The following is a 12,607-nucleotide window of genomic DNA, read 5'->3' on the forward strand; positions in this document are numbered from 1 at the left end:
GGGCCCGGGTGCGGGACCTGCCTGCGGACCGGCCCGCCGACCTGCCGGCGCTGCTCGCGGGCGCCGACCTCCTCGTCGACGGCGTCGCGGGCATCGGCGGGCGCGGAGGGCTGCGGCCCGCCCTGCACGGGCTGCCCGCCGCGGCCGCCGGGGGACCGGCCGTGGTCGCCGTCGACCTGCCCAGCGGCCTGGACGCCGACACCGGCGCGGTCGGGGGCGCGGTGCTGCCCGCCGACGTCACGGTCACCTTCGGCACCGCCAAGCCGTGCCACCTCCTCGCGCCCGCGGCCGGGCTCTGCGGCCGCCTCGTCGTGGTCGACCTCGGCACGCGCGAGGAGCTGCCGGCCCCCGCCGTGGAGCGCGTCGAGCCCGCCGACGTCGCCCGCGGCTGGCGGCGCCCGGGCCCGGGGGACGACAAGTACGCGCGCGGCGTGGTCGGCGTCGTCGCCGGCGGCCCGGACTACACGGGCGCCGCGGTGCTCGCGGCCGAAGCCGCCGTGCGCGCGGGCGCCGGGATGGTCCGCTACCTCGGCCCCGAGCACCCCGCCGAGGTGCTCCGGCAGCGCCGGCCCGAGGTCGTCGCCGGTGCGGGCCGCGTCCAGGCGTGGGTCCTCGGGCCCGGGGTCTCCCCGGACGACGGGGAGCAGGGCGCGCGCATCCGCGACGCGCTGGCCTCCGGCGAGCCCGCCGTCGTGGACGCGGGCGCCCTCGCCGCCCTGCCCGGCGGCCTCGGTCCCCAGCACGTGCTGACCCCGCACGCCGGTGAGCTCTCCCGCCTGCTGAGCAGCCTCGGGCACGACGTCGACCGGGCCGCGGTCGAGGCGGACCCGCGCGCGGCCGGCCTCACCGCCGCCCGCGCCACCGGCGCGACCGTCCTGGTCAAGGGCCCGGTCACGACGGTCGTCTCGGCGGCGGGCCGCACGCTCACCGCCGCCAGCGCCCCCGTCTGGCTGGGCACCGCCGGGGCCGGGGACGTCCTGGCGGGCATCCTCGGGGCAGCGCTCGCGGCCCGCGCCGGCGACCTCGCCGACGACCCGTCGCTGGCCGTCGACGTCGCCGCGGCCGCCGCCGTCCTGCACGGCTGGGCCGCGACCCTGACCAGCGCGGGGGGCCCGGTCGCCGCGCTCGACGTCGCGGACGCGGTGCCGGCCGCCCTCACGAGCCTCCCCGGGTGGTGAGCGGCGGGCCGGGTACCGTCGCCAGGGTGGAAGCAGCGGAGCCCGGCGCAGCGGGCCGCACCCTCGCGACCGAGGCCGTCGTCGACCTCGACGCCGTCGCGCACAACGCCGCCGCGCTCCGGTCCGCGGTCGCCGGCGGTGCTGCGGGGGGCGGGGCGCAGCTGATGGCCGTCGTCAAGGCCGACGGCTACGGCCACGGCATCGTCGAGACGGCCCGCGCGGCGCTGGCCGGCGGGGCCACCTGGCTCGGCGTCGCGCACGTCGACGAGGCGCTGCGGCTGCGCGCCGCGGGCGTCGACGCGCCCGTCCTGGCCTGGATCCTCACCCCCGGCGGCGACCTGCGCCCCGCGCTGGAGGCCGGCGTCGACGTGTCCGTCGCGGCCGGCTGGGCCCTGGAGGACGTCGTGGCCGCCGCCCGCGCCACCGGCCGCACGGCCCGCGTGCACCTCGAGGTCGACACCGGCCTCTCCCGGGGCGGCGCCGCGCCGGGGGAGTGGCCGGGCCTGCTGGACGCCGTCGCGAAGCACGTCGCCGACGGCACGGTGCAGGTCCGCGGCACCTGGGGGCACTTCGCGAGCGCCGACGAGCCGGAGCTCGCCTCCGTCGCCGCGCAGCTGGACGCCTTCGAGGCCGCGCTCGCGACGGTGCGCGCCGCGGGCGTCGACCCCGGGCTGCGCCACCACGCCAACTCGGCCGGGGCCCTGTTCGTCCCCGCGGCGCGCTACGACCTCGTGCGCTGCGGCATCGCGGTCGTCGGGCTGAGCCCCGCGCCCCAGCTGGCCTCCGCCGCCGACCTCGGCCTCGTGCCCGCCATGACGCTGCGGGCGCGCCTGGCCCACGTCCGGCACGTGCCGGCCGGCGCCGGGGTCTCCTACGGGCACACCTTCACCACCGCGCGGGCCAGCGCGCTCGGGCTCGTCCCCCTCGGCTACGCCGACGGGATCCCGCGGCACGCGTCCTCGGCGGGGGAGGTCCTCGTGGGCGGGCAGCGCCGCCGCACGGCGGGGCGCGTGTGCATGGACCAGTTCGTGGTCGACCTCGGCGACTCCTCCGACGCCGCCGACGTCGTGGCCGCGACGGCCGCGGCAGGCGACGAGGTCGTGGTCTTCGGCCCGGGGACGGCGGGCGAGCCCACCGCGCAGGACTGGGCGGACGCGGCCGGGACCATCTCCTACGAGATCGTCTCTCGCCTCGGTGGACGCGTGCCCCGCCGCTTCACCGGCACCGCGGGGGTGCCCGCGTGAGCCCGTCGCCGGGGGCCTTCGCGGCCACGCGGCTGCGGCGCGGCGAGCACGCGCGGCGCGCCGAGCTGCCCCCGCTGGTGGGCGACGGCGTGGAGGTGGAGGCCGACGACGGCACCCGGCTGCACGTGGAGGTCGACGAGGCCGACCCCGCGCGCAGCGCGCCGGGCGCCCCGACGGTCGTGTTCCTGCACGGCTACGCCCTCACCGCGGAGGCGTGGCACTTCCAGCGCCTGGCCCTGCGCGGGCGCTACCGCCTCGTCCTACCCGAGCACCGCGGCCACGGCCGCTCCGCGCGCGGCCCGATCGGCCCGACCGGGGTGGCCCGCCTCGCCGACGACCTGGGGAGCGTGCTCGACGCCGTCGCGCCCGAGGGGCCGCTCGTGCTGGTCGGGCACTCGCTCGGCGGCATGACGATCATGGAGCTGGCGGTGCGCCGGCCCGACCTGCTCGAGCGGGTCACCGCGGTCGCACTCGTCGCCACCAGCTCCGGCGGCCTCGCGGCCGTCGACCACGGCCTGCCGCTGCTCGGGCACCACCTGGTGCGCTGGGCCGAGGTGGCGCTGGACCGGGCGGCGAGCCGCTCCGCGGTCATCGAGCAGGGCCGCCGCGCCGGCGCCGACCTCGAGCAGCGCCTCGTGCGGCACTGGTCCTACGCGACGCCCGTGGCCCCCGAGCTCGTGCGGCTCGCGGGCCGGATGATGGCCGAGACCCCCGTCGAGGTCATCGCGGACTTCCTGCCCGCCTTCGGCACGCTCGACGAGAGCGAGGCCCTGCCGGCGCTCGCGGGCCGCGCGGTGCTGGTCATCGCCGCCGAGCGGGACCTCATGACGCCGGCCGAGCACGCCCGCCGCATCGCCGACGCGATCCCGGGCGCGGAGCACGTCCTGGTCCGCAGCGCCGGCCACCTCGTCATGCTCGAGCACCCCGCGCTGGTCACGGCACGCCTCGAGCGGCTGCTCGCGCGGGCCGGGACGGGGGCGCCCGGCGCGGCCCACGAGGTCGTCGTCCCGGTGGTCCGCCGCCGGCGCCGCCCCGCGAGGGCCCGACGATGAGCGAGCCGGGGAGCGGGGCGGTGAGCGAGGCGCGGGGGCAGCTGGCCACGGCGCAGGAGACCGCCGCCCTGGGGCGCCGGCTGGCCGCCGTCCTGCGCGCGGGGGACCTGCTGGTCCTCGCCGGGGACCTGGGGGCGGGCAAGACGACGCTCACGCAGGGCATCGCCGACGGGCTCGGCGTGCGGGGGCCGGTCACCTCGCCGACCTTCGTCATCGCCCGCGTGCACCCCTCGCTCGTCGGCGGGCCGCCGCTGGTGCACGTCGACGCCTACCGGCTGGGCTCGCTCGCCGAGGTGGAGGACCTGGACCTCGAGGCCTCGGCGGCGGAGGCCGTCACCGTCGTGGAGTGGGGCGCCGGCCTCGTGGAGGACCTCGCGGGCGACCGGCTCGAGGTCGACCTCGTGCGCCCGCACGGCGCCGGGGCGGCGGCCGCGCACCCCGACGAGGTCCCCGTCGAACCCCGCGCCGTGCAGCTGCGGGCCGCGGGTCCGCGCTGGAGCGGGGTGGACCTGACACGCTTGCTGGCATGACCGTCGAAGCGTTCACCAGCGAGCGCGCCCAGCCCTGGACCCGCCTGGTGCCCGAGGCGAGGACCGCCGTGCTCGTCGTGCACGGGTTCTCCAGCACCCCGCAGAGCGTGCGCGGGTGGGCGGAGGCCTTCGTGGCCGCCGGCTGCAGCGCCGCGGTGCCCTTGCTGCCGGGACACGGCACCTCGGTGGAGGACGCCAACGCCTCCACCTGGGGCGACTGGGTCGCCGCCCTCGAGGGGCCGCTGGCCGACCTGCGCGCCGACCACGACGTGGTGGTCGTCGCCGGGATCTCGATGGGCGGTGCGCTCGCGCTGCGGCTCGCGCAGCGGCACCCCGGCCTCGTCGACGGCCTGGTGCTGGCCAACCCCGCGGTCGCCCTGGAGCTCCTGCGCGCGGTGCCCGCCGCGACCTTCGGCCGCTTCGCCCGCACGTGGCCCGCGATCGCGGGCGACCTCAAGGACCCGGCGGCCCGCGAGGTCGCCTACGACCGGACCCCGCTGCGGGCGCTCATGTCGCAGACGCGCGGCTGGCGCGAGGTGCGCCGGGACCTGGGCCTGGTCCACCAGCCCGTGCTGCTGCTGCGCACCGAGGTCGACCACGTCGTCCCGGCGCTGTCCAGCGCGCGGGTGCTGGCCGGGATCTCCTCGACCGACGTCACCGAGGTGGTCTACCGCAACAGCTTCCACGTCCTGACGCTGGACCACGACGCCCCGGCCGCCTTCGTGGAGTCGGTGCGCTTCGCCCGGCGGCTCACCGCCGCGACCGCCCCGTAGGGTCGCAGGGTGCTGCTGCTCGCCCTGGACACCGCGACCGACGGGGTCGCCGTCGCCCTCCACGACGGGGAGCGCGTGCTCGCCGCCGCCCGCGCCGGTGACGCACGCCACCACAACGAGGTCCTCGTGCCGACGATCGCCGCCGTGCTCGCCGAGGCGGGTCGCGAGCGCGGCGAGGTCACCGACATCGCGGTCGGCGTCGGCCCCGGGCCGTTCACGGGGCTGCGGGTCGGGATCGTCACCGCCCGCACGCTCGGCCTGGCGTGGGGGGCCCGCGTCCACGGGGTCTGCTCCCTCGACGCGCTCGCCGCGCAGGCCGTCGCCGAGGGCCGGGTGGCCCCCGGCGAGGAGTTCCTCGTGGCCACCGACGCCCGCCGCCGCGAGGTGCACACCGCGCGCTACGCGGCCGGCGACGACGGGCTGCGGCGCCTCGCCGGCCCGGACGTGGGGCCGGCCGCGGCCGTCGAGCGCCGCGGCGCCGTGGTCGTCGGCCGCGGCGGCGAGCTGTACCCCGACGCCCTCGGCCCGGCGTCCCCGCCCGCCGACGTCGACGCCGCGTTCCTCGCCGCGATCGCCGCCGACGCGCTCGCGGGCCGGGGCGGTCCCGGCCTGCTGCCCGTCGAGCCGCTGTACCTGCGACGCCCCGACGCCACCGAGCCCGGCGCCCGCAAGCGCGTCACCGCCTGAGCTGATCACCCCCGGTTTGACAGGAGGTGTCGCGGGTCACAAGGTCTGAGGCGTCCGCACAGCCAGCTCACCGGGGAGCGCACCACATGTCGACGCCGTCCAGTCACGAGCTGCTCGCCTCACCCGTCCTGCGCACGGCCATCTCCAAGGCCTCGCGGCGACTCATGCCGATGATCGTCATCCTCTACGTGGTGGCGTTCCTCGACCGCACGAACGTCGGCTTCGCCGCCGACTCCCTCGAGGTGGACCGGGGCATCAGCACCGCGGCCTACGCGCTGGGCGCCGGCATCTTCTTCATCGGGTATGCGATCTTCGAGATCCCCAGCAACCTGGCGCTCCAGCGCTTCGGGGCCAAGGCCTGGCTCGCCCGCATCGCCATCACGTGGGGCCTGGTGTCGGCGGCGTTCGCCTTCGTCCAGGGCCCGACGTCGTTCATCGTGCTGCGGTTCCTGCTCGGCGTCACCGAGGCGGGGCTGTTCCCGGGCATCATCATGTTCCTGGCCGCGTGGTTCCCCAACCGCGAGCGCGTGCGGTTCTTCGCGATCTTCTACCTGGCGCAGCCCTTCTCGCAGATGATCGGCGCCCCCCTGTCGGGTGCGCTCATCGCGCTGGGCGACAGCAGCATCTCCTTCGCCACGGGCTGGCAGATGATGTTCTTCGTCGAGGGCATGCTCGCGGTCCTCGCCGGTGTGGCGGCGTACATCTTCCTCATCAACTCCCCGCAGGACGCCACGTTCCTCGACTCCGACGAGAAGCGCGCGCTGCGCGACGTCATGGCCGACGAGGACGGCATCAAGCACGCCGAGGGGCCCCAGGGCGTCCTGGCCGCCATGCGCAACGGCCGGGTCTGGTACTTCACGATCATCTACTTCTGCCTGCAGATCGCCGTCTACGGCGTGACGTTCAACCTGCCGCTGCAGGTGGCCGGGCTGCTGGACCGCAAGGTCGGCTTCGCCGTCGGCCTGGTCACGGCGATCCCCTGGTTCTTCGGCATCTTCGCGTGCTACTTCTTCGGCCGGGCCGCCAACACCATCCGCCGCCGCCGCGCGTACGGGACGGCGCTGTTCATCTCCACCGGTCTCGCCATCGGGCTGTCCGCCTGGACCGGTGCGAACGACCAGCCGGCCCTGTCCCTGATCTTCATCACGGTCGCGGTCTGCTCGTTCCTGTCCATCGGGCCGATCGCCTGGTCCTACCCGACGGCCTTCCTGACCGGCACCGCGGCCGCCGCGGGCATCGGGCTCATCAACTCCCTCGGCAACCTGGGCGGCTTCGTCGCGCCGATCATGCGCGACGCCGTCGCGACCTCCGCGGACAGCGACGCCGCGGGCCTCTACGCGCTGGGGGTGCTGCCCTTCGTCGCCGCGGTGATGATGTGGGGCACCAAGCGCTTCCGCCTCCCGGGCGACAAGCTGCTCGAGGTGCAGCGCGAGGAGCAGCAGGCCAAGGGCTAGGTTCCCCGGGTGCCCGAACCGCTCCTGCGCCCGCTGCGCTGGTGGGACCTCGGGGCCGTGCAGGCCCTCGAGCGGGAGCTGTTCGGGCCCTCGGCCTGGTCGGACGAGACGTTCTGGGGCGAGCTCGCCCAGCCGAGCCGGCGCTACCTCGTCGCCGACGCGGACGGGGTGGTCGTCGGCTACGGCGGAGTGATGGTCGCGGGGGCCGACGCCGACGTGCAGACCCTCGGCGTCGCCCCGGCCGGTCAGGGGCGCGGGACCGGCCGCCGGCTGCTGCGGGCGCTGCTGGCCGCGGCCGCCGGCGCCGGGGCGACACGCATCGTGCTGGAGGTCCGCGCCGACGGCGCCGCGGCCCAGCACCTGTACCGCTCCGAGGGGTTCGAGCAGATCGCGCGGCGCCCCCGCTACTACCAGCCCGGCGACGTCGACGCGGTGATCATGCGGGCGCCGCTGCGACCTCGCTGACCAGCAGCACGCTCTGGCGGCCCTGCAGGCGGGTCAGGACGATCGTCGCGCTGCGGCGGCCGCGCAGCCCGAGGCGCCGGCGCAGGTCGTCGGGGTCCACGGCCGTCCCGCGCTTCTTCACCGTCAGCGTGCCGACGTCGAGCGCGCGCAGGTGGCTGCGCAGCGCCTTCAGCCCGAACGGCATGACCTCCTCGACGCGGAAGGCGCGCGCGAACGGCGACGTCGCGGGGGAGTCGGTCGTGACGTAGGCGATCGTCTCGTCCACCAGCCGGCCCGCGAGCGCCTCGACGACCGCGCCGACGAGGCCGGCGCGGATGACGGCGCCGTCCGGCTCGTGCAGGAAGGCCCCGACGTCGCCCACGTCGGCGCGCGAGGGCGCCGTGTCGTCCATCTCGAGCACCCGCTCGCCCCGGAGCAGGCGGGCGCTGCGGTGCACCCCGGGCCGGGCGAGCGGGCCCGTCCACAGGGCGCACTCGACGACGTCGCCGTCCACCGACGTCCACTGCGCCTCGGCCGCCGCCGGCACGAGGGCGTGGGGCAGGCCGGGGGCGAGCTTCGCGCCCGTGGCCGGCACCCGGCCCGCCGTGGCGAGCACGAAGGACAGCGGCGGTGAGACGGCCTCGGGGTCGAAGACCCGCCGCCCCGAGGACGTGCGCCGCGCCGGGTCGAACCACGCGCCGTCGCCCGGGCCCAGCTCGTCCACGACGCCTCCGGTGACGTCGGCGCAGCGCACCTCCGCCCGCCCGGCCGCCACAGCGGCGGCGAGGTTGCGGGCCGCGACGGCCGCCGTGAGCGGGTCCGCGTCGACGGCGAGGACGTCGAGCCCGCGCTCCAGCAGGGCCAGCGCGTCGGAGCCGATCCCGCAGCCGAGGTCGGCGACCCGGCGCACGCCCGCGGCGGCGAAGCGCTCCGCGTGGCCCGCGGCCACCGCGGCCCGGGTGGCCTGCTCGGCACCGGCCGCGGTGAAGAGCATGGTCGCGGCGCGCTCGCCCAGCTTCGCCCGGGCGCGCGTGCGCAGCCGGGCCTGGGTCATGGCCGCCGCGACGAGCGCCGCGTCGTGGCCCTGCGCCCGCAGCCGCTGGCCCAGCACGAGCGGGTCCACCTCGCCCGCGGCGGCCAGCTCGGCCAGCAGCGCCGTCCCGGCGGGGGACGTCAGGGCGTCGACGTCGGCGAGCTCCACGCCGCCGATGCTGCCAGTCGCGGGGCCGGCCCGTCCGGGGGGAGGGCACCTGGCACTCTCCGGACCGGAGTGCTAGCGTCGGCGCCAGCGTCGGTGGCACTCTCCCCGTGGGAGTGCCAACGCGCGAGGCGGCGCCGCCCGGCACCCGCGACGACGTGCGTCCCGCCTCCTCGTGTCCGACCGCCACCCGTACCGACGTTCGCAGAAGGGGAGGGCCGCCCGTGTCGGTCTCCATCACTCCGCTCGAGGACCGCATCGTCGTCAAGCCGCTGGACGCGGAGCAGACGACGGCTTCCGGTCTCGTCATCCCGGACACCGCCAAGGAGAAGCCCCAGGAGGGCGAAGTCCTGGCTGTTGGCCCCGGTCGTGTCGACGACAACGGCAACCGCGTTCCCGTCGACGTCTCCGTCGGCGACAAGGTCATCTACTCCAAGTACGGCGGCACCGAGGTCAAGTACGGCGGCGACGAGCTGCTGATCCTCTCGGCGCGCGACGTGCTGGCCAAGGTCACCAAGTAGCTCGAGCAGGCCTCACGGCCCGCTGAGTCGCTGCACGACGACGCCCTGGGAACCCGCACGGGGTCCCGGGGCGTCGTCGGTTCGCACCACCCCGAGAACTGGAAGGACCACCCGCACCCATGGCCAAGACGCTGCAGTTCGACGACTCCGCCCGCCGCTCCCTCGAGCGGGGCGTGGACGCGCTCGCGAACGCCGTCAAGGTGACGCTCGGCCCGAAGGGCCGCAACGTCGTCATCGACAAGAAGTGGGGGGCGCCGACGATCACGAACGACGGCGTCACCATCGCCCGCGAGATCGAGCTCGAGGACCCCTACGAGAACCTCGGCGCGCAGCTCGCGAAGGAGGTCGCCACCAAGACGAACGACGTCGCGGGTGACGGCACCACCACCGCGACCGTGCTCGCCCAGGCGCTCGTGCACGAGGGCCTGCGCAACGTCGCGGCCGGGGCGGCTCCGGCCGGCCTCAAGCGCGGCATCGACGCGGCCGTCGACGCCGTGAACACCAAGCTCCTCGACATGGCGCGCGACGTCGACGGCAAGGGCGACATCGCCCACGTCGCGACGATCTCCGCGCAGGACGCCGGCGTCGGCGACCTGCTCGCCGAGGCGTTCGACAAGGTCGGCAAGGACGGCGTCATCACGGTCGAGGAAGCCTCCACGACCACGCTGGAGCTGGACTTCACCGAGGGCATGCAGTTCGACAAGGGCTACATCTCGCCCTACTTCGTCACCGACGCCGAGCGCCAGGAGGCCGTCCTCGAGGACGCCTACGTGCTCGTCGTCCAGGGCAAGATCTCCACCGTCGGCGACCTGCTCCCGCTGCTGGAGAAGGTCCTGCAGGCCTCCAAGCCGCTGCTGATCATCGCCGAGGACGTCGAGGGCGAAGCCCTCTCGACCCTCGTCGTGAACAAGATCCGCGGCACCTTCAACGCCGTGGCCGTCAAGGCCCCCGGCTTCGGCGACCGCCGCAAGGCGATCCTCGGCGACATCTCCACCCTCACCGGTGCGCAGGTCGTCGCGGAGGAGGTCGGCCTCAAGCTCGACCAGGTCGGCCTCGAGGTGCTCGGCACCGCCCGCCGCATCGTCGTGACCAAGGACGACACCACGATCGTCGACGGCAACGGCGACTCGAGCGAGGTCGCCGGCCGCGTCGCGCAGATCAAGGCCGAGATCGAGCGCACGGACTCCGACTGGGACCGCGAGAAGCTGCAGGAGCGGCTCGCGAAGCTCGCCGGCGGCGTCGTCGTCATCAAGGTCGGCGCGCACACCGAGGTCGAGCTCAAGGAGAAGAAGCACCGGATCGAGGACGCCGTCTCCGCGACGCGCGCCGCGATCGAGGAGGGCATCGTCGCCGGCGGCGGCAGCGCCCTGGTGCACGCCGTCTCCGTGCTCGAGGACGACCTCGGCCGCACCGGCGACGAGGCGACGGGTGTCCGGCTCGTCCGCAAGGCGGCCTCCGAGCCGCTGCGCTGGATCGCCGAGAACGCCGGCCTCGAGGGCTACGTCGTCGTGGAGAAGGTCCGCAACCTGGACCCGGGCCACGGCCTCAACGCCCAGTCCGGCGAGTACGTCGACCTGCTCGCCGCCGGGGTCATCGACCCGGTGAAGGTCACGCGCTCCGCGCTGCGCAACGCCGCCTCGATCGCGTCGATGGTGCTCACCACCGACACGCTCGTCGTGGACAAGAAGGAGGAGGAGCCCGACACGGGCCACGGCCACGGTCACGGTCACTGACCAGCTCCCCCGCAGCACCCGTCAGGCCCGGTCGGCGTCCGCCGACCGGGCCTGACCCGCGTCCGGGCCCCCTCCGCGCGCCGGAGGGGTCCGGGCACGACGAGAGGCCCGGTCCCTGGGGGACCGGGCCTCTTCGGCATGGTGGGTGCTGCCCACCGCCGGCTGCTTCGGCGGAGCGGGCCGAGGTCAGCTGGCGATGCGGAGGGTGCGGCGGCGCTCGGTGGAGTAGATGGCCTCGCGGTCGTCCTCGGTGAGGCCGCCCCAGACGCCGTAGGGCTCGCGGACCTTCAGCGCGTGCTGGCGGCACGCCTCGATGACGGGGCAGGCGGCGCAGACGGCCTGGGCGGCGGCGTCGCGGTTGCGGCGGGCCGGGCCGCGCTCGCCCTCCGGGTGGAAGAACAGCGTCGGGTCGACGTCGCGGCAGGAGCCCTCGAGCTGCCACTCCCAGATGTCGGCGACGGGCCCGGGAAGACGGGAGATCTCAGCCATGGTGCGCTCCTCGAAGCAGAAGGTCGGTCCCTCTGCCGGAGCGGGGGGAACGAGAACGAGGCTGACGCTACAACCGCGCCAGAAGTTGTTCAAGCCCCTGCCCGGAAGTTGTTCAGCGTCACACCCCGCCGCGGACGTGCGGGGCGCCCCGATCCGTGCCTCGCGCGGGCCTGAGCACGCGGACGCCGGGCACCGGGCGGCGGGGGGGCGCACCGGGTGCCCGGTGAACAACGCTGAACAACCTGGCGTCGACCAGATCGCCGGATGGAGTGGCAGCGGGGGTCCTGCGTTGGGACACTCGCTGCGTGCCCTCGTCCGAGGAGGCCGCCCTGCGCGCCTCCCCCCGCATGACCCTGACCGTCGCCGCCGTGGCGCGACGGCTCGGTGTGGCGCCCGCGACGTTGCGCACCTGGGACCGCCGCTACGGCCTCGGCCCCTCCGAGCACACCGCGGGGGCGCACCGGCGCTACTCCGCGACCGACCTCGCGCGGCTCGTCGTCATGCGGCGCCTGACGCTGGAGGGCGTCGCCCCCGCCGAGGCCGCGGCGATCGCGGCCACCACGGCCGTGGCCGACGGCGGGTTCGCGCTGGCCAGCGTGGCGACGATCCCGGCCTCCGTCGTCCAGGCCGCGGTCACCGACGCGGCGGCCATCGCCGGCCCCGAGCTCGCCGCGGACCCGCTCGCCGGCGTCTGGAACCGCGACGAGCTGGACCGGATGTCCCTGGCCCGCGACGACGCGGTCGAGCAGGCCGCCCTCGACGACGCCGACGCGCGCCGCACCGCGGGGCCCACCGCCCCGCAGCACGCCGCGCCCCACCCGGCCGTCGCCCGGGACGCGGACCAGCACGTCCGGCCGCACGTGCCCGCGCAGCCCGCACCGCAGCACGGCCCCTCGCAGCACGGCACCCCCCAGACCGATCAGCAGCACGGCCCCTCCCGCCACCTCACCGTGCCTGCGGCGGTCCGGGTGCTGCCGACGGCCGCCGCCGCCCGCCTCGCGGACGCCGTGCGCGACCGCGGTGCCGCCGCGGCGTGGGACGAGGTGCTGCAGCCCGCGCTCGCCGGCGGGGACGAGGCCACCGCGACCGCCGTGGCCGCGGCGCTGCGGGCTCCGGCCGTCACCGGCGCGCGGGCCGTCCTCGTGGCCGGGGTCGCGGGGGAGGCGGGGAGCCTGCTCCTGCAGGCCGCGACGGCCGCCTTCGCCGAGCGCGACCTCGCCTGCCGCAGCGCCGGGGCGGGCGTGCCCGCGCGGCTGCTGGCCGCCGCCGTGCGCCGCCACGCGCCGCCGGCCGTCCTGCTGCAC

Annotated in this window: 13 protein-coding genes; 11 read left to right on the top strand and 2 right to left on the bottom strand. The window is 76.6% G+C overall.

What is annotated here, in order from left to right:
• The 8 genes from F1544_RS21940 to rimI all read left to right on the top strand — a co-directional run.
• A partial coding sequence (locus F1544_RS21940) for a bifunctional ADP-dependent NAD(P)H-hydrate dehydratase/NAD(P)H-hydrate epimerase (RefSeq protein ID WP_167588326.1) occupies positions 1-1,178 on the top strand: 1,178 nt, incomplete at its 5' end.
• 26 nt (positions 1,179-1,204) lie between these two features.
• On the top strand, positions 1,205-2,422 hold the full coding sequence (gene alr, locus F1544_RS21945) for an alanine racemase (RefSeq protein WP_167588327.1): 1,218 nt from the start codon (positions 1,205-1,207) through the stop codon (positions 2,420-2,422).
• Positions 2,419-3,474: an alpha/beta hydrolase gene (locus F1544_RS21950; protein ID WP_167588328.1), complete on the top strand. Its 1,056-nt coding sequence runs from the start codon at positions 2,419-2,421 to the stop codon at positions 3,472-3,474. Before alr ends, F1544_RS21950 begins: the two co-directional genes overlap by 4 nt.
• The gene (gene tsaE / locus F1544_RS21955; protein WP_167588329.1) at positions 3,471-4,004 is read left to right on the top strand and encodes a tRNA (adenosine(37)-N6)-threonylcarbamoyltransferase complex ATPase subunit type 1 TsaE; all 534 of its coding nucleotides are present in this window, start codon (positions 3,471-3,473) and stop codon (positions 4,002-4,004) included. Before F1544_RS21950 ends, tsaE begins: the two co-directional genes overlap by 4 nt.
• The gene (locus F1544_RS21960; protein ID WP_167588330.1) at positions 4,001-4,777 is read left to right on the top strand and encodes an alpha/beta hydrolase; all 777 of its coding nucleotides are present in this window, start codon (positions 4,001-4,003) and stop codon (positions 4,775-4,777) included. Before tsaE ends, F1544_RS21960 begins: the two co-directional genes overlap by 4 nt.
• Positions 4,778-4,786: 9 nt before the next feature.
• Positions 4,787-5,464, top strand: a complete 678-nt coding sequence (gene tsaB / locus F1544_RS21965; protein ID WP_208972403.1) for a tRNA (adenosine(37)-N6)-threonylcarbamoyltransferase complex dimerization subunit type 1 TsaB — start codon at positions 4,787-4,789, stop codon at positions 5,462-5,464.
• 86 nt (positions 5,465-5,550) lie between these two features.
• Entirely contained in the window at positions 5,551-6,918 is a 1,368-nt protein-coding gene (locus F1544_RS21970) for an MFS transporter (protein ID WP_167588331.1), read from the top strand.
• A 9-nt stretch (positions 6,919-6,927) separates the two neighbouring features.
• Positions 6,928-7,383 carry a ribosomal protein S18-alanine N-acetyltransferase gene (gene rimI / locus F1544_RS21975; RefSeq protein WP_167588332.1) on the top strand — a complete coding sequence of 152 codons (456 nt, stop codon included), beginning with the start codon at positions 6,928-6,930 and terminating at the stop codon, positions 7,381-7,383.
• Here the strand turns inward: rimI and F1544_RS21980 are convergent.
• Positions 7,355-8,563, bottom strand: a complete 1,209-nt coding sequence (locus tag F1544_RS21980) for a class I SAM-dependent methyltransferase (RefSeq protein WP_167588333.1) — start codon at positions 8,561-8,563, stop codon at positions 7,355-7,357. The two genes, rimI and F1544_RS21980, sit on opposite strands and share 29 nt — an antisense overlap.
• A gap of 221 nt (positions 8,564-8,784) precedes the next feature.
• Between F1544_RS21980 and groES the strand changes: the two genes are divergently transcribed.
• Positions 8,785-9,081: a co-chaperone GroES gene (gene groES / locus F1544_RS21985; protein WP_167588334.1), complete on the top strand. Its 297-nt coding sequence runs from the start codon at positions 8,785-8,787 to the stop codon at positions 9,079-9,081.
• A gap of 119 nt (positions 9,082-9,200) precedes the next feature.
• Positions 9,201-10,814, top strand: a complete 1,614-nt coding sequence (gene groL, locus F1544_RS21990) for a chaperonin GroEL (protein WP_167588335.1) — start codon at positions 9,201-9,203, stop codon at positions 10,812-10,814.
• Between the two features lie 186 nt (positions 10,815-11,000).
• Here the strand turns inward: groL and F1544_RS21995 are convergent, their stop codons facing one another.
• Complete coding sequence (locus F1544_RS21995) at positions 11,001-11,303, bottom strand: WhiB family transcriptional regulator (RefSeq protein ID WP_167588336.1); 303 nt, start codon at positions 11,301-11,303, stop codon at positions 11,001-11,003.
• A 305-nt stretch (positions 11,304-11,608) separates the two neighbouring features.
• On the opposite strand from F1544_RS21995, the gene F1544_RS23680 reads away from it, so the two are divergent.
• Positions 11,609-12,607, top strand: a 999-nt coding sequence (locus tag F1544_RS23680) for a MerR family transcriptional regulator (protein WP_308470262.1), incomplete at its 3' end; no start/stop codon positions are given.

The sequence above is a fragment of the Kineococcus rubinsiae genome (genome assembly GCF_011839805.1).
GTDB classification, from domain to species: domain Bacteria; phylum Actinomycetota; class Actinomycetes; order Actinomycetales; family Kineococcaceae; genus Kineococcus; species Kineococcus rubinsiae.

Excerpts from the sequence above, each read along its gene's own strand:
- F1544_RS21970 (WP_167588331.1), top strand. The coding sequence starts at position 5,551 with ATGTCGACGCCGTCCAGTCACGAGCTGCTCGCCTCACCCGTCCTGCGC.
- tsaE (WP_167588329.1), top strand. The coding sequence starts at position 3,471 with ATGAGCGAGCCGGGGAGCGGGGCGGTGAGCGAGGCGCGGGGGCAGCTG.
- groL (WP_167588335.1), top strand. The coding sequence starts at position 9,201 with ATGGCCAAGACGCTGCAGTTCGACGACTCCGCCCGCCGCTCCCTCGAG.
- F1544_RS21960 (WP_167588330.1), top strand. The coding sequence starts at position 4,001 with ATGACCGTCGAAGCGTTCACCAGCGAGCGCGCCCAGCCCTGGACCCGC.
- F1544_RS21995 (WP_167588336.1), bottom strand. The coding sequence starts at position 11,303 with ATGGCTGAGATCTCCCGTCTTCCCGGGCCCGTCGCCGACATCTGGGAG.